We start from the raw sequence: 19,364 nt of genomic DNA on the forward strand, positions 1-19,364 counted from the left end.
AATGCGAGGGTCGGCCAAAAGCCGACCCTTTCGTTTTTTCGCCAGATCGAGACCACCATGACCGTCACCGAGCAGTTGAGCGCACTGGGGATCATCCTCGCTCACGGCGACCTCAACAGCCTGTTCCAGCCCATCGTCTCGCTGTCCGAGCAGCGCATCCTAGGCTACGAGGCGCTGACCCGCGGCCCCTCCAACAGCCCGCTGCACTCGCCGCTGACGCTGTTCGCCGTGGCCCGCCACGCCGGCCGCCTGAGCGAGCTGGAGATGGCCTGCCGCAAGAGCGCCTGCCAGCGCTTCAGCGCCCAGAGCCTGGAGGGCAAGCTGTTTCTCAACGTTTCGCCGGAATCCCTGCTCGATCCCAGTCACCAGCCGGGGCGCACCCTGCAGCTGCTGCAGGCGTTCGGCATTCCGCCGAGCCAGGTGGTGATCGAACTCACCGAACAGTCGCCCACCGAAGACTTCGCCCTGCTCGACAACGCCCTGCACCACTACCGCGCCATGGGCTTTTCCATCGCCCTCGACGACCTCGGCGCCGGCTACTCCAGCCTGCGCCTGTGGTCGGAACTGCGCCCGGACTACGTGAAGATCGACCGCCATTTCATCGACGGCATCCACCTGGACACGGTCAAGCGCGAGTTCGTCGGCTCCATCCTGAAAATGGCCGAAGCCTCGCGCGCCCAGGTGATCGCCGAAGGCATCGAACTGGCCGAGGAACTGGCCGTGCTGGCCGAGATGGGCGTCGACCTGGTGCAGGGCTACCTGCTCAGCCGCCCGCAGGAAAAGCCGCCGCGCGATGCCCGCCAGCTGCTGCCGCGCCTGCAGGGCGGCCAGGTCGGCCTGGGCGACGAAGGTCGCGACCTCGGCGCACTGCTGAACGAACAGCCGGCGGTAGACCAGCACACCGCCATCGCCGAGGTGCTGGAAGCCTTCCGCACCCAGGCCAACCTCAACTCCCTGGCAGTGCTCGACGAGCAGCGCCAACCGGTCGGCATCGTCCATCGCCATTCGCTCTCCGAAGCGCTGCTCAAGCCCTTCGCCACCGACCTGTTCGCGCGCAAGCCGATCAGCCGGCTGATGAGCCAGGACTTTCTCGCCGTGGAACTGGCGCAATCGCTGCAGAAGGTCAGCCGCCTGCTCACCAGCCGCGCGCGCCAGCGCATCGAGGAAGACTTCATCATCACCCAGAACGGCCGCTACCTCGGCCTGGGCCGGGTGATCGACGTGCTCAAGCTGATCACCGAACAGAAGCTGCAGCAGGCGCGCCACGCCAACCCGCTGACCCTGCTGCCGGGCAACGTGCCGATCCAGCAGTGCCTGACCCGCCTGCTGCAACAGGGGCGCACGGCGGCGATCTGCTACGTCGACATCGACAGCTTCAAGCCCTTCAACGACTTGGATGGGTTTCGCTGTGGCATGAAAGGACTCGATTCTACTGTATGGGTATGCAAAAGCTGCGGAGGTGCTAACAGAGCAGAGTTGGCTCCGTATGGAGATTCAGCTAAATCTGCACGAGCAAGAATTGACCTTACCCTTCAGTGCTACCCCCTGCCCCCAACCGGGAAGGTGTAAGCCAGGCAAGGCATAGCGGCATATCGACAGCATGGTCAGCTTTCAGTTAAGGTTCGGTTATAGAAATATCCGAAAAACCTAAGTAACGGATTACACGTCGATATGACGCAGATAATAAACCGGGATGCTGCTGACAAAACAAAAGGCTTCCGGCTACAAAAGCTCCGAACAGCAATACTTCTGCTGAAAGCAGCAAATGACTTGTCGCATGTAAATTTCTACTACGCAGCCATTGAAGCAGAAGAAGATGTAACAATAATAAAAACCATAAATCTAAGCACAGAGCAGATAATTGAAGAAGATAAGAATTACAGCTCTGATAGCAACCTCACCATACACTCAGAAGCCGTACTAAATACCCTCGTAAGCTTTTTTGACATCTATATAGGCAAGTGGCATAAAAGCCAATCCACAGTATTCACATTTAGCTTTTACACTACGACGAATTTCGGAAAAGAAAAAAAGAAAGAACTTGCAGACGGAACAACAATAGAGCTTCCAGATAAGCCGATTCTTGAAATCCTTCAAAATTCCTCTGACATCCCCGACAACATAGCCAGTATTGTAAAAAGCATCCTGCTTGCTGAATACAAAAAGCAATATGAAAAACTTCCCGGCAATGGCCACCTCAAAACTCTCGAAGAAATTTCTCTAGAAGACTTCAAAGCTTTTCTTAAGAAAATAAACTGGCTATCTGGGCAAGAAGACGAGTCAGAACTCCAAGACAGTGCAGAGAAACTGATAAAGAGCTGCAAATATTATCAACTCAGCATGAGTGGAAAAGAGCAGCTAATTCTCGCCAAAATTCTTGACAAGATTGATGAGAAACAACACTTCAAAGACTTCGCAGAGAGGTTTATAAACTCTGCCGAGGTAGAACTAATTTTCAAAATGGCAGAATCCGAAGTCAGTGAACAACTACTTGACCCCATATGGAAAGAACTTCAAGAGCTATCAATCAAAATCACCGACAAACGCAATTTAGAAGAAAAAATACTGGATAGCTGCCCAGAATACCCAAAATCAAAAATTGCTACCCTTGCAAGAAAAGCCTGTAGCTCAAAAACAGAAGAGGAAGCAAGCAACAAGAGCTTTCTGTCATTGAAATACAGAGTTTTTGAGGCCTGTGAAGACTATTTTTTTGACAACAACAAATTCAGCGAAACCGTTAATCAAACCTCAATCGACGCCACAATAAAATCATTACAACAAAAAGCAGCAGACACGATTGAAGAATTGAAAAAAGACTACACATACACCGTATCAAACAAAGAAACTATCAACGGCATAGTAGTCAATCTAATAGATTCTTGCTTCATATGCTTCGACGAGGAGAAATCCGAATGAACGAGGCAGCAAAAAAGAACTTAATGTTCATATCATCTGATGACTTCTACCTACTCACATATGCAACAATAATTATCCTTGACTGCCTTAACTGCACCAAGGCACGAGTCTTTAAAGACTACAGAAAAATTCCGTTCATTATAGAATTAATAACCAACAATAGAAGCATCCTAATATTAGAATCCTCGACCACAGAGAAACCACGCAAAGGCGACAGAGACTTTATCTTCCACAGCTATACAAATGGCCTTGCGAAAAGAAGCGAAACATTAAAAATTTTATTCACACTTGAAAAGAAGGGATATGTATCTCTCCACAAGGGTGACACGGAATCACTGATCAACATAACTCTAAACAAAGAAAAACTGCCCCCAAATTTTCTATCCAAGGAAGTATTCAAGAACGAGTACAAAAATTGCGAGAAATTTAAGAAGGCAATTCAGAGAAGCACAACCATTACTCTTGATACATTCCTTAGCAAGGTATACAGGGACCGAGGTATAAAAATATGGGAAGTTTAAGAATTCAGAAGGTAGTTTATGAGGGAACAAACTACCATTTCGAATCCCCCCTATTTGATGAAAACCTCATCCTTATAGAAGGTGACAACGGAACGGGAAAGAGCACCTTCTGCAACTTGATTTATTACGGACTTGGCGGGCGAGTTAGCGAGTTCAGCCGCAAAGAGAAGCAAGAGCAGCACAAACAAATCACAGAAGACAAAGATAATCGCGTCGAACTTTACATAAAAATAAACAATGAAAGCTATAAATTAACTCGCCATATAGATGACAACGATATAACTATATCGTCCATCCTAGAAGCCAGCAACATCAGCACCAAATCAAAAATATTAATACACAACAACGATGAACCCACCTCCATATTTCAGGTCTTTCGCTCCCCTGAAGTTGAGTACATATTTTCCGACTGGATTCTCTCGAAGCTTGGAATAACCGTTGTAGAGCTATACCAAGGTTATAGAAATTTTAAAATCAATTTCACCGACCTTATGCGGCTTATCTATCATGACCAGCAGCCCGACCCTAAAGGGGTGTACAAAAAGATAGATACCCAAAGCAATTTCATGAATGACTCAGAGCTTCTGAGAAAAGCAATATTTGAGCTTTTAGTCGGGAAAACATTTTCGGAGTACTACGAATCCCTTTCCAAGTCAAAAGCACTAGAGAAAGACAAAAATATCGCAGCAGGTCTTTTGAAGGAATATTCAAGAATAATTGAAGAGTTGTCAGGAAGCTCAGAGCCACTAAACATTTCCTTTCTTCAGGCTTCACTGCAAGAAAAAGAAAAGCAATTAGAGCGCCTGCACAACGCCAGGAATAAATTCAAAAGCAATAGAGAAATCAAAGGAACAGTAGTAGACCATGCACTGATAGACATCAAAAACCAAATCACAGAGAAGCAGCTTGATTTAAGCAAACTGAATCAAGACCTGATCTCAACCCTAGGTGAAAAGCAACAACTAAACATTGTTAAAGAGAACACCTTAAGAGAAATCTCTCAAATCGTAAAAATCATTCACTCGCATGATCAACTTAATTTATTCTCAGCAGACACATGCCCTTACTGCTTAGGAAAGGTTGAGCGAGCAACAGGTCATTGTGTTTGCGGCTCAGAGATACAGGAGGAACAATATCAACGCTTCTTCTACACATCAAAAGAATACAAAGAAATCTATAAAGCAAAAATCAAGACAACCCAAACCATTGAAATAGCGATAACTGATTGCAATCAAGACATCAAGAACATTCAGGATAATATTCACAGACTGGAAACAGAGATACCAGAGCTAATTCGAAAAATAGAAATGCGGGTTGATAATCTAGACACCCCAGTAGACCTAGACACAATCAACGATATTGACGATGAAATCCTCAACACTCGTCAAGATATAGAAAAAATACGCCAACAAATTGAAGCAGAAAGCAAAAATGTTCGCCTAGCAAACGACTATGAGCAAAAGAGAAGCGAACATGAAAGTTTAAAACTACAAACAGATGCATTAGAAAAACAAGCAAAAATAGATATTCAAGGTAAGGTAGGAAAGCTCAGCTCCATATACAACAAGTTAATGACCGATTCCCTACCTGACTGCAATACTGCTCGCATAAGTTTAGATGACTATCTCCCAATAGTTGGTAGTGGTGAATATAGAGAGGCCAGCTCAGCCGTATCAAGGCGGCTTATGTATTACCTCGCCCTCATGAACTTATCCCTATCACAAGAAGACGTACCTTTCCCTAGATTCTTGCTTATCGACACTCCAGAAACATCAGGGATTGAACTAGACAAACTTAAACGTTGCCTTGAAAAAATCGGCGAGCTTGGTAGCTATGGAAAATCTTACCAAGTCATCCTCACTACCGGCCTTAAAAAATATCCTGACAGCTTTAAAGACCACAGGGAAATATATCTTCCAGATAAGCAGAATCGCTTATTACTCAAAAAATAAAAAGCACAGTAAAGGGCTACAACTTTCACAAATTGCGCCCCTCAATGTCTTGTAGAAATTTGCTAGTGCCGCAGGGAATGAAATTTCTCGAATTGAGCCGCTGACCGACCTCTACGGCTACGCCAGGGGCGACGAGGTGCTGCTGTGCCTGGCGCAGTGCCTGAGCGAGCGGGTCGACCCGGCGCGCGACTTCGTCGGCCACATCGGCGGCGACGACTTCCTCCTGGTGCTCGGCTCGGCCGACTGGCGCGACAGGCTTGGCCGCCTGTTCGAGGATTTCCAGAGCCAGTGCCGGCGCTTCTACCGCGAAGAACACCTGCAGGCCGGCTGCTTCAGCGCGCACAATCGCCAGGGCCAACGCCAGGAATTCGCCCTGCTGTCGCTCTCCATCGGCGTGGTATGCCTGCAGGCCGAGGATTGCCCGAACCTGGACGCCGCGCAGCTGGCCGAACTGGCCTCGGAGGCCAAACGCCAGGCCAAGGCGGTGCCCGGCTACAGCCTGCATATCCTCGAGCGGCTATCGGCCTGACTCGCTCGCCTCGTCGGGCGCCGCATAGCGCTCGGCCAGCTCGGGATCGGCCGCCAAACCGGGCGCGCCGTCGCGGTACAGACGGTGCAGACGAGCGGCAGCCAGCGGATGGCCGGCGGCGACCGCCAGCTCCCACCAGTGGGCCGCGGCCTGGCCGTCCGGAGCCAGGCGGGCATCGCCCTGCAGCGCCTGCACGCCCAACTGGTAAGCGGCCTTGCCGTCGCCGCCTTCGGCCGCCAGGCGCAGCAGGCGTAGCCCCTCCTCGCGCGCGCCGAGGCCCTGACCGCGAAACAGCAGGATATGCCCGTAGAAACTCTGCGCCGGCACGTCGCCCAGCTTGGCCTGGCGCGCGTACTGCCCCTGCAGCCACTGCCAGGCCCGCGGCTGGCGCAGCAGCCAGGGCCAGTGGAACAGGCGCCGGGCCAGCCAGTAGCCCAGGCCTGCACGCAACCGCCAGAGCAGCCTAGACATCCGCGGGATAATCGAACTCGAACACCCGCACCACTTCGGCGGCATGCCAGGAAGCCGCGGCGACGCCGTCGGGGGCGCCGCTGAAGCGCCCCAGGCGGGTGACGCAGTCGAAGAAACCGGTACGCGGCAGGCGACTGGCGCCCTGGCTGATCACCAGGGCGCTGCGCAGCGGGCGCTCGGCGCGGGCATCCAGCGCGGCCAGATGCTCCAGCGCGGCGGTGAGGGTCTGCATGGCCGGCGTGGGCAGCTCCAGACGCTCGATCAGCGCCCGGTAGGTCAGCAGGTGGCGCTGACGGCGGGCGTCGTCCAGTTCGTCGAGCAGGGCCTGCCAGTGCTGGCGGCTGATGCGTACGCTCAAGACCAGCCCTCCAGCTCCAGCGCCCAGGCCAGCGCGCGCAGGATGGCGGCGTCGGGCTGACGCTCGCCGCGCTCGATCATGGCCAGGTAATGCGGGCTGATGCCCACGCTGCGCGCCAGCGCCTCGGCGCTCAGGCCCTTGGCCTCGCGCAGGGCCTGCAACTGCGCCAGCGCCGGCCGCGCCCCCTGGCTCGGCGCGACCGCCTGAACCGGCTCGGCCTCGCCCTGACGCCCGGCCGCCTGCAGCAGCGCCTGATAGTCGGCCCAGGGCAGCACGGCGTACTCCGGCTCGCCGTCGCGGGCAATGATTTGCACTGTCATGACTCTCTCCGTTGGAAAGCAGCACCGACGACCTCGGCGCCTTCCTTGCGAGCGGCCATCTTAACAGGCGGCCGCCGCCAGGGGCGTGATCTATACTGCTTTGGCATTAGAGCCCACTGGGCGGGGGAGTTTCTTTTGCGCAGACTCTACGCATTGCTTTGCGGCCTGCTGGCGCTGCCCTGCGCTGCCGACAGCCTGCGCTGGGGTTATGGCCCGGCCGACGCCATGCCCTATGTGGGCGTGGAGCAGCAGCGCCTGCAGCGTGGCCTGGCCCACCGCCTCGGCCTGGAACTGGCGCTGCGCCTGGATCTGCCGGTGGAATTCATCGAAACGCCGAACAACCGCCTGGAAACCTACCTGCAGCAGGGCCGCCTGCACCTGATCTGCAACGCGAACCCCGAGTGGGTCGGTGAGCCGCAGCGCCTGCACTGGTCGCCGCCGCTTTACGAGGAGGAAGACGTGCTGTTGCAGCACCGCGACACGGCGCCCTTGACCAGCCTGCAAAGCCTACATGGCAAGGTGCTCGGCACCAGCCTCGGCTACGTCTACAGCGCACCACTGATGGCAGCCTTCACCGACCAGCGCATCCTGCGTCAGGACGTGCGCGACCTCGATACCAGCCTGCAGATGCTCGACAAGCAGCGCCTGGATGCGGTGATCGACATGCGCCGCAACCTGGCCTACAAGCTCGCCCAGCACCCGCAACTGCGCCTGGATTTCAGTCCCTGGGTGGTACAGCGCTATCAGGTGCACTGCGCCTACGGGCCGCACCTGCCGGTGGCGGCCAAACGCCTGGACGCGCTGCTGGTGGAGCTGCGCGACCAGGGCCGGATTGAGCAATGGCTGGAGGAGGCGCTCAGGAGCGCTGCGGACTCGCCGGCGGCGCAGGCGGCAAGCGCTCGATAAGCGCCAGCTGCTCGGGCGTCTGCGCTGCCCGCCAGGCCTTGAAGGAGTCCAGCTCGCCGCGCCAGGTACGCAGCACCCAGGCCAGCACGGCCAGATCGTCGATGAAACCCAGCCCCACCAGCCAATCGGGTATGGCATCCAGCGGGGAGAGGAAATACAGCAAGGCGGCCACCACCATCAGCAGCGCCTGGCTGCTGATCTGCCGGTAATCGCCCTTCAGCCAGGCCAGGCACAGCGCGCGCAACAGCCGCAGATCCTCGCGCAGCCCGGCGAAGCGGGCACCCTGCGGCGTGCGCTTGTCGCCCAGGGCGCGGAGCAGTTCCGGCAGGCGTCCCTCGCGCAGGAAACGCGCCGCCATGGGCAGGTAACGCGCCAGTTTCCACGGAGTTTTCATCGGTCCTCCTCGTAACCCAGGCGCCGCCTGGGCTTGCTCGGCTTATCCACCGAAGCTGTGGATAAACCTGTTAACAGGCGTTCGACAAGCTTATCAAAGCCCCGTGGCATGCGGCCTGCGGACAGATCGGGCATTTTTTGCCCAGCCCACAAAATTCAATAAAATCAATCACTTGAAAATTGACTTAGCGAGCCCTGGAGTGTAACGAACCCTTGTTGGGAATGCTTCCCATAATGTGCATAAGCGTAACACCTGCGACCGAACACAAGCCCCACAGGTCGATTTCTCGACCGTCAGAAACGGCAACGCCCCGTCGAGACGGGGCGCTGCGTCGAACTGCCGGGTGTTACTCCGCGGCAGCCTGTTCCTTGATGCCGATCAGCTCCAGATCGAACACCAGCACCGAGTTGGCCGGGATCGCCGGCGACGGGCTCTGCTCGCCGTAAGCCAGTTCGCTGGGGATGTACAGCTTGTACTTCTCGCCGACGTGCATCAGCTGCAGGCCTTCGACCCAACCCGGAATCACCCCGCCCACCGGCAGGTCGATGGGGCTGCCGCGCGCGACCGAGCTGTCGAATACGCTGCCGTCGGTCAGCTTGCCTTCGTAGTGCACGGTCACCACGTCGGTTGCCTTGGGCTGGGCACCGTCGGTCTTCTTCACCACTTCGTACTGCAGACCGGATTCGGTGGTGACCACGCCTTCGCGCTTGCCATTTTCCTCGAGGAACTTCTTGCCGGCTTCGGCCGCTTCCTTGTTCAGTGCCGCCATGCGCTCTTCGGCACGGGTCTGCAGGAAGGAGAAGGCCTCGATCATGTCCTCGTCCTTGATGCGCGGCTCTTTCTTCGCCAGCGCATCCTCGATGCCCTGGGCGACGGCGTTGGAGTCCAGATCGTCCATGCCTTCCTCGGACAGGCTGCGGCCCATGTTCAGGCCGATGCCGTAGGAGGCTTTCTGCGCCGGGGTCTTGAGTTCGACTTCGCTGGTTTGCGAATCGCAACCGGCGAGCACCAGGCCCACCAGGGCTACCGCCGCCGCCAAACGATGCTGTTTCATGCTTGTTCCTTGTAGATGCGCCCAAAGGCCGTCGTGTGAAAGCGCGAGCTTAGCAGTCCGCCGCGATCACTGGCTACGGCATAGGAGCCGAGCGATGCGCATAAGTTCAAGCAAACAAAGGAATTTTCTGAGGTTTTCGGCGAATGCCGAAGAGGCGTCACAGGAGGGGATGGAGCGAGGAGAAGAATGGCGCAGCGGACGGGACTCGAACCCGCGACCCCCGGCGTGACAGGCCGGTATTCTAACCGACTGAACTACCGCTGCGCGTAACTGCGAGATTGGTGGGTGATGACGGGATCGAACCGCCGACCCTCTGCTTGTAAGGCAGATGCTCTCCCGGCTGAGCTAATCACCCTTCACTCTCGAAGTGGGGCGCATTCTAGAGAGCGATCTGCACCTTGGCAAGCCCCGATGCAAAAAAATTCTATCGCTCCAGCAAGAACTTAGGCGAGACCCGGGAATTTTCCCGCTGGCCCGATGCCAGGGTTGGCCTGAGCCCGCGAGGGGAGAATAATGCGCGCTTTGCGCTGGCGGCCAGGCCGCGATCTCGCGACCACCCGCCCCCCTTCCCGTCGCGGCGCGCCACCTGCAGCCCGAGCGCCGCCCCGCGACCATCACGCCAATGGAGAGTCACCCGCTCATGTGGTTTCGTAACCTGCTGGTCTATCGCCTCACCCAGGACATCCCCTTCGATGCCGACGCGCTGGAAACCGCGCTGGCGAGCAAGCCGGCGCGTCCCTGCGCCAGCCAGGAGCTGACCACCTACGGCTTCAGCGCGCCCTTCGGCAAGGGCGCCGATGCGCCGCTGGTGCATGTCAGCGGCGACTTCCTGCTGATCGGCACGCGCAAGGAAGAACGCATCCTGCCCGGTTCGGTGGTGCGCGACGCGCTGAAGGAGAAGGTCGACGAGATCGAGAACAGCCAGATGCGCAAGGTGTACAAGAAGGAGCGCGATCAGTTGAAAGACGAGATCGTCCAGGCCTTCCTGCCGCGCGCCTTTATCCGCAAGTCCGGCACCTTCGCCGCCATCGCGCCGAAGCAGGGCCTGATCCTGGTCGACAGCGCCAGCGCCAAGAAGGCCGAAGACCTGCTCTCCACCCTGCGTGAGGCCATCGGTTCCCTGCCGGTGCGCCCGCTGTCGGTGAAGATCGCGCCGACCGCCACCCTCACCGACTGGCTGAAGACGCAGAAGGCCGCCGAGGGCTTCTATGTGCTCGACGAGTGCGAGCTGCGCGACACCCACGAGGACGGCGGCGTGGTGCGCTGCAAGCGCCAGGACCTGACCAGCGAGGAGATCCAGCTGCACCTGTCCACCGGCAAGCAGGTCACCCAGCTGTCGCTGGCCTGGCAGGACAAGCTGTCGTTCGTGCTCGACGACAAGCTGGTGATCAAGCGCCTGCGCTTCGAGGACATTCTCCAGGAGCAGGCCGAACAGGATGGCGGCGAAGACGCCCTGGCGCAGCAGGACGCCAGCTTCACCCTGATGATGATGACCCTGGTGGAGTTCCTCCCCGAGCTGTTCAGCGCCCTCGGCGGCGAAGAGATTCCCCAGGGGATCTGAGCCGCGGCGTCTGCGGCTGAAGCTGCTCCCACAGGGCGGATCGCGGGGCGCACCCTACCTGGGCAAACTCAGGGTCACCCGCAGGCCGCCCTCGCGCAGGTTGCGCAGGCTCAGCTCGCCGCCGTGGCTGTGGGCGATATTGCGCGCGATGCCCAGGCCCAGGCCGTAGCCCTGCTGCTGCCCGGCCAGGCGGAAATGCGGCTCGAACACCTGCTCCAGGCGCTGTTCCGGCACCCCCGGGCCTTCGTCGTCGACGTGCAGGACGAAGGCCTGGCCGTCGTCCTCGATCTGCAGGTGGGCGCGCTCGCCGTATTTCAGTGCGTTGTCCACCAGGTTGCCGATGCAGCGCTTGAGCGCCAGCGGCTTGCCCGGATAGGGCGCCAGCGCACTGCCGGCGAGCGTGACCCGACCGTTACCCAGGTAGGGCTCGACCACCCCGTGCAGCAGGTGATTGAGGTCGACCGGCTCGATGTTCTCGTGGATGTCGGTGTCCTTGACGCACTGCAGCGCGCCCTTGACCAGCATCTCCAGCTCGTCCAGGTCGCGGCCGAACTTGGCCTGCAGCACCTCGTCGTCGAGCAGCTCGACGCGCAGGCGCAGGCGGGTGATCGGCGTGCGCAAATCGTGGGAGATGGCGCTGAACAGCTGGCTGCGCTCGTTGAGGTAACGGCCGATGCGCTCGCGCATGGCGTTGAAGGCGCGGCTGACCTCCACCACCTCGCTGCCGCCGGCCTCGGCCAGCGGCTCGACCTCGCTGCCCAGCGACATTTCCCGCGCCGCCCGCGCCAGGCGTTTGAGCGGACGGCTCTGCCAGTGCACCAGGATGCCGATGAACAGCAGCAAAAAACTGCTGGTGAGGATGATGAACCACAGCTGCTGCGCCGGCAGGCCCTGCTGCTCCAGGCCGACATAGGGCTCGGGCAGCAAGGACGCCAGGTACAGCCATTCGCCCTCGGCGATCCGGATCTGCGTCACCAGTACCGGCGGATTGAGCGGCTCCAGGCTCAGCGCGTAGTGCGCCCAGGAACGCGGCAGCTCGTCGAGTTTCAGGCCGCTGTTGAAGATACGCAGGTCCTCCGGGCTGACGAACTGCAGGGAGATGTCCAGGCCGCTGCCCAGACGCTCGCGCAGGGTGGCCTCGACCGCCTCGAGTACCGCGCGCTTGCGCGGCGTCGGCGGCAGCACCTGCATCTGCAGCGGCTTGTCGTTGAGCGAGACGAAGAAGCGCGTGCCGCCCATGTTGCGCAACTGGTCGAGCACCAGCGGCCGGTAGCCGATCGGCAGCGAGCGGAAGTAGCTGACGCTGGCAGCCATCGACTGCGCCAGGCTGCGCGCGCTGGTGAGCAGGCCCTCCATCTGGCTGGCGCGCAGCTGCGAGACCCAGATGAAACTGGACAGCGCCTGCGCCAGCAGCACCACCAGCAGGGTCAGCAGCAGCATGCGCCCGAGCAGCGAGCGCGGCACCGGCAACCAGCGCCGCCAGCTAGCCATGCTGCGCCGTCACCTGGGCCGCCAGCAGGTAGCCGCTGCCGCGCACGGTGCGGATCAGCCGCGGCGGCTTGTCGGTGTCGCGCAGGCGCTGGCGCAGACGGCTGACCGCCATGTCGACGATGCGCTCGAGCGGCATCACCTCGCGGCCGCGGGTGGCGTTGCCGATGGTGTCGCGATCGAGGATCTGCTGCGGGTGATCGAGAAACAGCTTGAGCAGGGCGAAGTCGGCGCCAGAGAGGATCACCTCCTCGCCATCGGCATGGAACAGGCGGTGGCTGACCATGTCCAGCCGCCACTGGTCGAAGGCCAGCACCTCGCCGCCCGCCACCTGGCTGAACTGCGCGCGACGCAGCAGCGCCTTGATCCGCGCCTGCAGCTCGCGCGGACTGAACGGCTTGCCCAGGTAGTCATCGGCGCCCAGCTCCAGGCCGATCACCCGGTCGGCCTCGTCGGAGCTGGCGGTGAGCATGATGATCGGCACCAGGGCGAAGCGCTGGTGTTCGCGCACCCAGCGGCACAGGCTGAAGCCGTCCTCGTCGGGCAGCATCACGTCGAGAATCACCAGGTCGGCCGGCTCGGCGCACAGCGCCTGGCGAAAGCCGGCGCCGTCGCAGGCGGCGCGCACGGCGAAGCCGGCGCGGCTCAGGTAGGTCTGTAGCAGGTCGCGAATCTCCGCGTCGTCATCGACCAGGAGAATGGATTTTCCGGGCTGGCTCATGGTCCGCCACCTTTCTTGTTATGCCTCTATAGCGCGGATGAAATCCGGGCTACGGGACTGGCTCATCTCGCCACTTTGGTTGTTCTGCACGAATCTTGGTAAGCATGGCCTAGGCGGCCCCGCACACCCTACCCCGCTGCCTGCTGCAGCGCCACGCCGGCGCCCATCAGGCCGGGGTATTCGGCGGTCACCAGCCAGGCCGGGATGCCGTCGAAGTAATGGCTCATGCAGCCCTTGTCGCGCAGTGCCGCGGCGAAGCCGCTGGCCAGAAACAGCTCGGCGAAACGCGGCACCACGCCGCCGACCACATAGACCCCGCCGCGCGCGCCGAGGCTGAGCACCAGGTTGCCGGCGGCGCGGCCAAGCCAGACGCTGAACTGCTCGATCACCGCGCCGGCCAGCGCATCGCCGGCCAGCGCCGCCGCCGTCACCTCGGCCGGCGAGGCCAGGCGCGGCTCGGCGCCGTCCAGCTGGCATAGCGCCCGGTACAGCAGCAGCAGGCCGCCGCCGCTGAGCACGTCCTCGGCGCGCACATGGCCGAGCTGGCGATACAGCAGCTGCCACAGCTCGGCCTCGCGCGGCGTGGCGATGGGCAGGTCGACGTGCCCACCCTCCCCCGGCAGCGCCTGCCAGCCGCCGCCGGCCGTGGCCAGCAGGGTACCGACGCCGAGGCCGGTGCCGGGGCCGATCACCACGCAGGGGCGCCCGGCCTGCGCCTGGCCGGGGCAGATCGGCCGACGCTCGTCCTCGCGCAGGCGGGTCATGCCCAGGGCCATGGCGGAGAAGTCGTTGATCAGCAGCAGCTCGCGCGCCTGCAAGTCGCGGCAGAACGCGCTGCGGCTGAGGCGCCAGTGATTGTTGGTGAAGCGGAACTCGTCGCCGCTGACCGGCCCGGCGCAGGCCAGGCACACCGAATCCACCGCGCCGAGTGGCAGCTCCAGGCCCTGCAGATAGGTGCGGATCGCCGCCTCGGGGGTCGGATGGTCGGCGGTGGCCAGCACCCGTACCTCGACCAGTTGCTCGTCGCGCCACAGGGCGAAGCGCGCGTTGGTGCCACCGATATCGCCTACCAGCGCCAGCTTCACGTCAGCGACTCCAGGCTGGCGGTGAAGGCGCTAGCGCCCTGCTCGGCGCTGCTGAAGTTATGCCGCATAAAGGCGAACAGCTCGCGCCCGCAACCCATCGCCGGCGCCGGCGGCGTGGCGCTTTCGCGCGCCGACCACTCGGCCTCGTCGACCTTCAGCAGCAGCTCGCCGCTGTGGCCGTCCAGGCGAATGATGTCGCCGTCGCGCACCCGCGCCAGAGGGCCGCCGTCGAAGGCCTCGGGGCAGACATGGATGGCCGCCGGGATCTTGCCCGAGGCGCCGGACATGCGCCCGTCGGTGACCAGCGCCACCTTGAAGCCGCGGTCCTGCAGCACGCCCAGATAGGGGGTCATCTTGTGCAGCTCGGGCATGCCGTTGCAGCGCGGGCCCTGGAAGCGCACCACGGCGACGAAATCGCGCTCCAGCTTGCCGGCCTTGAACGCCTCGACCAGCTCCAGCTGGTCTTCGAACACCAGCGCCGGCGCCTCCACCAGTTGGTGCTCGGGCGCCACCGCGGAGACCTTCATCACCCCGCGACCGAGGTTGCCCTGCATCAGGCGCAGGCCGCCCTCCGGCGAGAACGGCCGCGCCACCGGGCGCAGCACGCTCTCTTCCAGGCTCTCGGTGGGGCCGTCGCGCCAGACCAGCTGGCCGTCTTCGAGGAAGGGCTCGCGGGTGTAGTGCGACAGGCCGCGGCCGGCCACGGTGTTGACCTCCTCGTGCAGCAGGCCGGCCGCGAGCAGCTCGCGAATCAGCAGGGCCATGCCGCCGGCGGCCTGGAAGTGGTTGATGTCGGCCTTGCCGTTGGGATAGACGTGGGCCAGGGTCGGCACCACCTCGGAGAGCTCGGCCATGTCCTGCCAGGTCAGCAGGATGCCGGCGGCGCGGGCGATGGCCGGCATATGCAAGGTATGGTTGGTCGAACCGCCGGTGGCGTGCAGGGCGACGATGGAGTTGACCAGGCAGCGCTCGTCGACGATCTCGCCGATCGGCATGAACTGGCCGCTCTGCTTGGTCAGGCGGGTGACCTGGCGCGCCGCCTCGCGGGTCAGCGCCTCGCGCAGCGGCGTGCCGGGGTTGATGAAGGAGGCGCCCGGCAGGTGCAGGCCCATCACCTCCATCAGCAGCTGGTTGGTGTTGGCGGTGCCGTAGAAGGTGCAGGTGCCCGGGCCGTGGTAGGCGGCCATCTCCGCCGCCAGCAGCTCGTCGCGGCTGGCCTTGCCCTCGGCGTAGCGCTGGCGCACGTCGGCCTTTTCCTTGTTGGACAGGCCCGAAGTCATGGGACCGGCCGGCACGAACAGCGACGGCAGGTGGCCGAAGCGCAGCGCCCCCATCAGCAGGCCGGGGACGATCTTGTCGCACACGCCCAGGTAGAGCGCGGCGTCGAACATGTTGTGCGACAGGGCCACGGCGGTGGACATGGCGATCACCTCGCGGCTGGCGATGCCCAGCTCCATGCCCGGCTCGCCCTGGGTGACGCCGTCGCACATGGCCGGCACGCCGCCGGCGAACTGGCCCACCGAGCCGAGCTCGCGCAGGGCCTGCTTGATCTGCTCGGGGAACTGCTCGTAGGGCTGGTGCGCCGAAAGCATGTCGTTGTAAGCAGAAACTATGGCCACGTTGGCCGCGTCCATCAGGCGCAGGGTCTGCTTGTCGTGGCCGCTGCAACCGGCCACGCCATGGGCGAAATTGGCGCACTGCAGCTTGCCGCGCTGCGGCCCTTCGCTGGCAGCCGCGCGGATCATCGCCAGGTAACGCTGGCGGGTGGCGCGGCTGCGCTCGATCAGGCGGTCGGTGACTTCAACAACGCGGGGATGCATGGGGGTCTCCAGGCTAGCAGCTAGCGTCTGTTTGTAGTTTTAACAAAATACTGCCATTCAAAAGGCTTGATTTCTAGTCTCATGCGAATAATCTTGTAATTCCAACAACAAAATTACGAGAACCCTCACCATGCCCCTGCGAATCGCCATCAATGGTTTTGGCCGTATCGGCCGCAACGTACTGCGCGCACTCTATACCCAGGATTATCGCCAGCATTTGCAGGTGGTGGCGATCAACGATCTGGGCGACAGCGCCATGAACGCCCACCTGCTGCGCCACGACAGCGTACACGGCCCCTTCGCCGGCGAGGTGGTGGCCGATGGCGAGAGCCTGTGGGTCAACGGCGACCGCATCGCCGTCAGCGCCATCCGCAACCCGGCCGAACTGCCCTGGAAAGCCCACCAGGTGGACGTGGTGTTCGAGTGCACCGGGCTGTTCACCGAGCGCGACAAGGCCGCCGCCCACCTCGCCGCCGGTGCGCGCAAGGTGCTGATCTCGGCGCCGGCCAAAGGCGCCGACGCCACCCTGGTGTACGGGGTCAACGAAGGCGTGCTGACGCCGGCCATGCAGATCCTCTCCAACGCCTCCTGCACCACCAACTGCCTGGCGCCGGTGGCTCAGGTGCTGCATCGCGAGCTGGGCATCGAGCAGGGGCTGATGACCACCATCCACGCCTACACCAACGACCAGAACCTCTCCGACGTCTACCACAGCGACCCCTACCGCGCCCGCTCGGCCACCCAGTCGATGATCCCGACCAAGACCGGCGCCGCCGAAGCGGTCGGCCTGGTGCTGCCGGAGCTGGCCGGCAAGCTCACCGGCATGGCCGTCAGGGTACCGGTGATCAACGTGTCGCTGGTCGACCTGACCCTGCAGCTCAAGCGCGAGACCAGCGCCGAGGAGGTCAACGCCCTGCTCAAGGCCGCCAGCGAACAGTCGCCGGTCTTGGGCTACAACAGCCTGCCGCTGGTGTCCTGCGACTTCAACCACAACCCGCTGTCGTCGATCTTCGACGCCAACCACACCAAGGCCAGCGGCAAGCTGCTCAAGGTGATGGCCTGGTACGACAACGAATGGGGCTTCTCCAACCGCATGCTGGACAACTGCCGGGCCCTGGCGCGGCTGATGTGACCGAGGAATGTCGATGAGCCGTATCAGCTTCACCAGCGCCAGCCTGCCGGCGCGCAAACGCATCGCCCTGGTGGCCCACGACCACTGCAAGGGCTTTCTCCTCGACTGGTGCGAACGCCAGCGCTACAAGCTGGCGCATCACGAGCTGCTCGCCACCGGCACCACCGGCCTGCTGCTGAGCAAGCGCCTGGGGCTGCCGGTGGAAAGCATGATCAGCGGCCCGCTGGGCGGCGACCAGCAGCTCGGCGCGCGCATCGCCGAGCAGCGCGTGGACATCCTGGTGTTCTTCTGGGACCCCTTCGAGCCGCAGCCGCACGACCCGGACATCAAGGCGCTGCTGCGGGTCGCCGCGGTGTGGAACATCCCGGTGGCGTGCAACGAGAGCAGCGCCGACTACCTACTCAGCAGCAGCCTGCTGGAGCAGCAGCACGAGTACCGCATTCCCGACTACCAGGCCTATCTGGCCGGGCGCGGTTGAAGCAAGCGCGCACCACGACAGACTAAAAATCCACCCGCCCCCGCCCCGCCTTGATCGCCCCGCGCTTGCTCTTGCCGTCCAGGCGGCGCTGCTTCGAGCCCAGGGTCGGCTTGGTCGGGCGGCGCTTCTTCTCGGTCTTGCCGGCGCTGCGGATCAGCTCAGCCAGGCGCTCGAGGGCATCGGCGCGGTTCTGCTCCTGGGTGCGGTACTGCTGCGCCTTGATGATCACCACCCCGTCCGCGGTGATGCGGCTGTCGGCCAGCGCCAGCAGGCGCTCCTTGTAGAACGGCGGCAAGGACGAGGCCTGGCTGTCGAAGCGCAGGTGCACGGCGCTGGACACCTTGTTGACGTTCTGCCCGCCGGCGCCCTGGGCGCGAATGGCGCTCAGCTCGATTTCCTCGAGCGGCAGGTGGACGGCGTTGGAGACGATCAGCATGGCTTGGATCCGCGAGATTCAGGCCGTCAGGATAGCCGCTGACGCTGTAACCTTTGCTTGAAATTTCTCCGCGGCATTCGGCCACGGCCTCGGCTAACGTAGCGACCTGCCCTCACGCGAGCTCAACTGATGGATTCGATCACCCAAGCCGTACTCGGCGCCAGCATCCAGGGCGCCCTGCTCGGCCGCTGGCAGGGGCGCAAGGCGCTGCTGTACGGCGCCATGCTCGGCACCCTGCCAGATCTCGACGTGGTCATCGACTACGGCGATGCCGTGGCGGACATGACCTACCACCGCGGTTTCAGCCATTCGCTGTTCGTCCTCAGCGGCCTGGCCCTGCTGTTGACCTGGCTGGTCAGACGTTTTCGGCCTCACCCCGGCTATTCGGGGCGGCGCCTGCTGCTCACCGTTTGGCTGATTCTGTTCACCCACCCCGTGCTGGACGCCTTCACCAGCTACGGCACCCAGCTGTTCTGGCCGCTGATGCCGATTCCCACCGCCTGGTCCAGCCTGTTCATCATCGACCCGCTGTATACCCTGCCACTGCTGGTTGCGGTCGTGGTCGGCCTGTTCAACGGCCTGCGCGAACAGGCCTGGCGGGTGCCGGCCGTGGCCCTGGCGCTGTCCACGCTCTATATCGGTTTCAGCCTGGCCGGCAAATACATGGCCGAGCAGCGGGTGGAGGCCGAACTGGCGCGCCAGGGCATCGTCGCCGAGCAGCTGTTCATCACCCCGACGCCGCTCAACAGCCTGCTGTGGCGGGTCATAGTGCTGGACGGCGAGCACTACCACGAAGCCCTGGTCGGCTGGTTCGACGACGCTCCGCCGCAGCTGCAGCGCCTGCCCCGCGGCACACAGCTGCGCGAGCAGTTGCTCGACTCGCCCGCGCACCGGCGCCTGGCCTGGTTCACCGACGGCGTGCTGCGCTACGACCAGATCGGCGACCGCCTGATCGTCACCGACCTGCGCCTGGGCATGACCGGCTTCCACCCCTTCCGCTTCGACTTCGCCCGCCTGCAGGACGGCCAGTGGCAGGTGCACCGGCACATCGAGCGGCTGCCCTTCGAGCGCGGCGAACCCGAGCACCTGCTGGTGCTGCTCAAGCGCATCTGGCAGCCGCAGCTGCCCGTTCCGCTACTGGCCTGGGCCGGCGAACTGGAGAAACCCCTGCTAAGTGAGACGGGCTCGCGCTAACATCGAACCCTCTTCATCAAGGCAGGAT

19 protein-coding genes, 2 tRNA genes and 1 pseudogene are annotated in these 19,364 nt (G+C 61.7%); 10 read left to right on the plus strand and 12 right to left on the minus strand.

Features of this window, described 5'->3' with window-relative positions; genetic code table 11:
• Nucleotides 1-57 precede the first annotated feature (57 nt).
• The 5 genes and pseudogenes from AC1G9C_RS18210 to AC1G9C_RS18230 form a co-directional block, all read left to right on the plus strand.
• Nucleotides 58-1,569, plus strand: a complete 1,512-nt coding sequence (locus AC1G9C_RS18210) for an EAL domain-containing protein (protein WP_480408410.1) — start codon at nt 58-60, stop codon at nt 1,567-1,569.
• A 102-nt stretch (nt 1,570-1,671) separates the two neighbouring features.
• Nucleotides 1,672-2,916 (plus strand): hypothetical protein, encoded by a 1,245-nt coding sequence (locus tag AC1G9C_RS18215; protein ID WP_480408411.1) that lies wholly within the window; start codon nt 1,672-1,674, stop codon nt 2,914-2,916.
• A complete protein-coding gene (locus AC1G9C_RS18220; RefSeq protein WP_480408412.1) occupies nt 2,913-3,437 on the plus strand; it encodes a hypothetical protein in 525 nt (174 codons plus the stop codon). Before AC1G9C_RS18215 ends, AC1G9C_RS18220 begins: the two co-directional genes overlap by 4 nt.
• On the plus strand, nt 3,425-5,389 hold the full coding sequence (locus AC1G9C_RS18225) for an AAA family ATPase (RefSeq protein ID WP_480408413.1): 1,965 nt from the start codon (nt 3,425-3,427) through the stop codon (nt 5,387-5,389). Before AC1G9C_RS18220 ends, AC1G9C_RS18225 begins: the two co-directional genes overlap by 13 nt.
• A 97-nt stretch (nt 5,390-5,486) precedes the next feature.
• A pseudogene (locus AC1G9C_RS18230) lies at nt 5,487-5,918 on the plus strand (diguanylate cyclase domain-containing protein); the annotation flags it as partial.
• Here the strand turns inward: AC1G9C_RS18230 and AC1G9C_RS18235 are convergent.
• Genes AC1G9C_RS18235 through AC1G9C_RS18245 form a run of 3 tightly spaced genes read right to left on the minus strand, consistent with a single transcriptional unit; the run spans nt 5,907 to nt 7,067 of the window.
• Nucleotides 5,907-6,389: an SEL1-like repeat protein gene (locus AC1G9C_RS18235; protein WP_480408414.1), complete on the minus strand. Its 483-nt coding sequence runs from the start codon at nt 6,387-6,389 to the stop codon at nt 5,907-5,909. The pseudogene AC1G9C_RS18230 and the gene AC1G9C_RS18235 sit on opposite strands and share 12 nt — an antisense overlap.
• Nucleotides 6,382-6,747 (minus strand): hypothetical protein, encoded by a 366-nt coding sequence (locus AC1G9C_RS18240; protein WP_122107526.1) that lies wholly within the window; start codon nt 6,745-6,747, stop codon nt 6,382-6,384. The genes AC1G9C_RS18235 and AC1G9C_RS18240 overlap by 8 nt, the downstream gene beginning before the upstream one ends.
• A complete protein-coding gene (locus AC1G9C_RS18245) occupies nt 6,744-7,067 on the minus strand; it encodes a helix-turn-helix domain-containing protein (protein WP_480408415.1) in 324 nt (107 codons plus the stop codon). Before AC1G9C_RS18245 ends, AC1G9C_RS18240 begins: the two co-directional genes overlap by 4 nt.
• A 135-nt stretch (nt 7,068-7,202) precedes the next feature.
• Between AC1G9C_RS18245 and AC1G9C_RS18250 the strand changes: the two genes are divergently transcribed.
• Entirely contained in the window at nt 7,203-7,973 is a 771-nt protein-coding gene (locus AC1G9C_RS18250) for a substrate-binding periplasmic protein (protein WP_480408416.1), read from the plus strand.
• Here AC1G9C_RS18250 and AC1G9C_RS18255 read toward each other — a convergent pair.
• From AC1G9C_RS18255 to AC1G9C_RS18270, 4 genes are all read right to left on the minus strand, one after another.
• Entirely contained in the window at nt 7,924-8,367 is a 444-nt protein-coding gene (locus tag AC1G9C_RS18255; RefSeq protein ID WP_480408417.1) for a YkvA family protein, read from the minus strand. The genes AC1G9C_RS18250 and AC1G9C_RS18255 overlap by 50 nt on opposite strands.
• Before the next feature lie 346 nt (nt 8,368-8,713).
• Nucleotides 8,714-9,421 (minus strand): BamJ family beta-barrel-assembly machinery protein, encoded by a 708-nt coding sequence (gene bamJ, locus AC1G9C_RS18260; RefSeq protein ID WP_021443525.1) that lies wholly within the window; start codon nt 9,419-9,421, stop codon nt 8,714-8,716.
• A gap of 187 nt (nt 9,422-9,608) precedes the next feature.
• A tRNA-Asp gene (locus AC1G9C_RS18265) sits at nt 9,609-9,685 on the minus strand.
• A 15-nt stretch (nt 9,686-9,700) separates the two neighbouring features.
• A tRNA-Val gene (locus AC1G9C_RS18270) sits at nt 9,701-9,776 on the minus strand.
• Nucleotides 9,777-10,061: 285 nt separating this feature from the next.
• Here AC1G9C_RS18270 and rdgC point away from each other — a divergent pair.
• Complete coding sequence (gene rdgC, locus AC1G9C_RS18275) at nt 10,062-10,982, plus strand: recombination-associated protein RdgC (protein WP_480408418.1); 921 nt, start codon at nt 10,062-10,064, stop codon at nt 10,980-10,982.
• Nucleotides 10,983-11,036: 54 nt separating this feature from the next.
• On the opposite strand, the gene AC1G9C_RS18280 is transcribed toward rdgC, so the two are convergent.
• The 4 genes from AC1G9C_RS18280 to edd all read right to left on the minus strand — a co-directional run bounded on the left by AC1G9C_RS18280 (nt 11,037) and on the right by edd (nt 16,096).
• Nucleotides 11,037-12,446 carry an ATP-binding protein gene (locus tag AC1G9C_RS18280; protein WP_218567624.1) on the minus strand — a complete coding sequence of 470 codons (1,410 nt, stop codon included), beginning with the start codon at nt 12,444-12,446 and terminating at the stop codon, nt 11,037-11,039.
• Nucleotides 12,447-12,465: 19 nt separating this feature from the next.
• The gene (locus AC1G9C_RS18285; RefSeq protein WP_021443528.1) at nt 12,466-13,191 is read right to left on the minus strand and encodes a response regulator; all 726 of its coding nucleotides are present in this window, start codon (nt 13,189-13,191) and stop codon (nt 12,466-12,468) included.
• 128 nt (nt 13,192-13,319) lie between these two features.
• Complete coding sequence (locus tag AC1G9C_RS18290; RefSeq protein WP_480408419.1) at nt 13,320-14,276, minus strand: glucokinase; 957 nt, start codon at nt 14,274-14,276, stop codon at nt 13,320-13,322.
• Nucleotides 14,273-16,096, minus strand: a complete 1,824-nt coding sequence (gene edd / locus AC1G9C_RS18295) for a phosphogluconate dehydratase (RefSeq protein ID WP_480408420.1) — start codon at nt 16,094-16,096, stop codon at nt 14,273-14,275. The genes AC1G9C_RS18290 and edd overlap by 4 nt, the downstream gene beginning before the upstream one ends.
• Before the next feature lie 130 nt (nt 16,097-16,226).
• On the opposite strand from edd, the gene gap reads away from it, so the two are divergent.
• Nucleotides 16,227-17,228 carry a type I glyceraldehyde-3-phosphate dehydrogenase gene (gap, locus tag AC1G9C_RS18300; RefSeq protein ID WP_480408421.1) on the plus strand — a complete coding sequence of 334 codons (1,002 nt, stop codon included), beginning with the start codon at nt 16,227-16,229 and terminating at the stop codon, nt 17,226-17,228.
• 13 nt (nt 17,229-17,241) lie between these two features.
• Nucleotides 17,242-17,706 (plus strand): methylglyoxal synthase, encoded by a 465-nt coding sequence (locus tag AC1G9C_RS18305; RefSeq protein ID WP_480408422.1) that lies wholly within the window; start codon nt 17,242-17,244, stop codon nt 17,704-17,706.
• 22 nt (nt 17,707-17,728) lie between these two features.
• Here the strand turns inward: AC1G9C_RS18305 and arfB are convergent, their stop codons facing one another.
• Nucleotides 17,729-18,142, minus strand: coding sequence for an alternative ribosome rescue aminoacyl-tRNA hydrolase ArfB (gene arfB, locus AC1G9C_RS18310; protein ID WP_021445455.1), 414 nt, complete (start codon nt 18,140-18,142; stop codon nt 17,729-17,731).
• Nucleotides 18,143-18,271: 129 nt separating this feature from the next.
• On the opposite strand from arfB, the gene AC1G9C_RS18315 reads away from it, so the two are divergent.
• Entirely contained in the window at nt 18,272-19,336 is a 1,065-nt protein-coding gene (locus AC1G9C_RS18315; RefSeq protein WP_480408423.1) for a metal-dependent hydrolase, read from the plus strand.
• Nucleotides 19,337-19,364: the final 28 nt, after the last annotated feature.

Source organism: Pseudomonas sp. ABa2 (genome assembly GCF_056676075.1).

What these genes read in the sequence shown, in the direction of transcription:
- AC1G9C_RS18210 (WP_480408410.1), top strand. Translation starts at nt 58, where the DNA reads ATGACCGTCACCGAGCAGTTGAGCGCACTGGGGATCATCCTCGCTCAC.
- AC1G9C_RS18215 (WP_480408411.1), top strand. Translation starts at nt 1,672, where the DNA reads ATGACGCAGATAATAAACCGGGATGCTGCTGACAAAACAAAAGGCTTC.
- AC1G9C_RS18220 (WP_480408412.1), top strand. Translation starts at nt 2,913, where the DNA reads ATGAACGAGGCAGCAAAAAAGAACTTAATGTTCATATCATCTGATGAC.
- AC1G9C_RS18225 (WP_480408413.1), top strand. Translation starts at nt 3,425, where the DNA reads ATGGGAAGTTTAAGAATTCAGAAGGTAGTTTATGAGGGAACAAACTAC.
- AC1G9C_RS18235 (WP_480408414.1), bottom strand. Translation starts at nt 6,389, where the DNA reads ATGTCTAGGCTGCTCTGGCGGTTGCGTGCAGGCCTGGGCTACTGGCTG.
- AC1G9C_RS18245 (WP_480408415.1), bottom strand. Translation starts at nt 7,067, where the DNA reads ATGACAGTGCAAATCATTGCCCGCGACGGCGAGCCGGAGTACGCCGTG.
- AC1G9C_RS18255 (WP_480408417.1), bottom strand. Translation starts at nt 8,367, where the DNA reads ATGAAAACTCCGTGGAAACTGGCGCGTTACCTGCCCATGGCGGCGCGT.
- bamJ (WP_021443525.1), bottom strand. Translation starts at nt 9,421, where the DNA reads ATGAAACAGCATCGTTTGGCGGCGGCGGTAGCCCTGGTGGGCCTGGTG.
- rdgC (WP_480408418.1), top strand. Translation starts at nt 10,062, where the DNA reads ATGTGGTTTCGTAACCTGCTGGTCTATCGCCTCACCCAGGACATCCCC.
- AC1G9C_RS18285 (WP_021443528.1), bottom strand. Translation starts at nt 13,191, where the DNA reads ATGAGCCAGCCCGGAAAATCCATTCTCCTGGTCGATGACGACGCGGAG.
- edd (WP_480408420.1), bottom strand. Translation starts at nt 16,096, where the DNA reads ATGCATCCCCGCGTTGTTGAAGTCACCGACCGCCTGATCGAGCGCAGC.
- gap (WP_480408421.1), top strand. Translation starts at nt 16,227, where the DNA reads ATGCCCCTGCGAATCGCCATCAATGGTTTTGGCCGTATCGGCCGCAAC.
- AC1G9C_RS18305 (WP_480408422.1), top strand. Translation starts at nt 17,242, where the DNA reads ATGAGCCGTATCAGCTTCACCAGCGCCAGCCTGCCGGCGCGCAAACGC.
- arfB (WP_021445455.1), bottom strand. Translation starts at nt 18,142, where the DNA reads ATGCTGATCGTCTCCAACGCCGTCCACCTGCCGCTCGAGGAAATCGAG.
- AC1G9C_RS18315 (WP_480408423.1), top strand. Translation starts at nt 18,272, where the DNA reads ATGGATTCGATCACCCAAGCCGTACTCGGCGCCAGCATCCAGGGCGCC.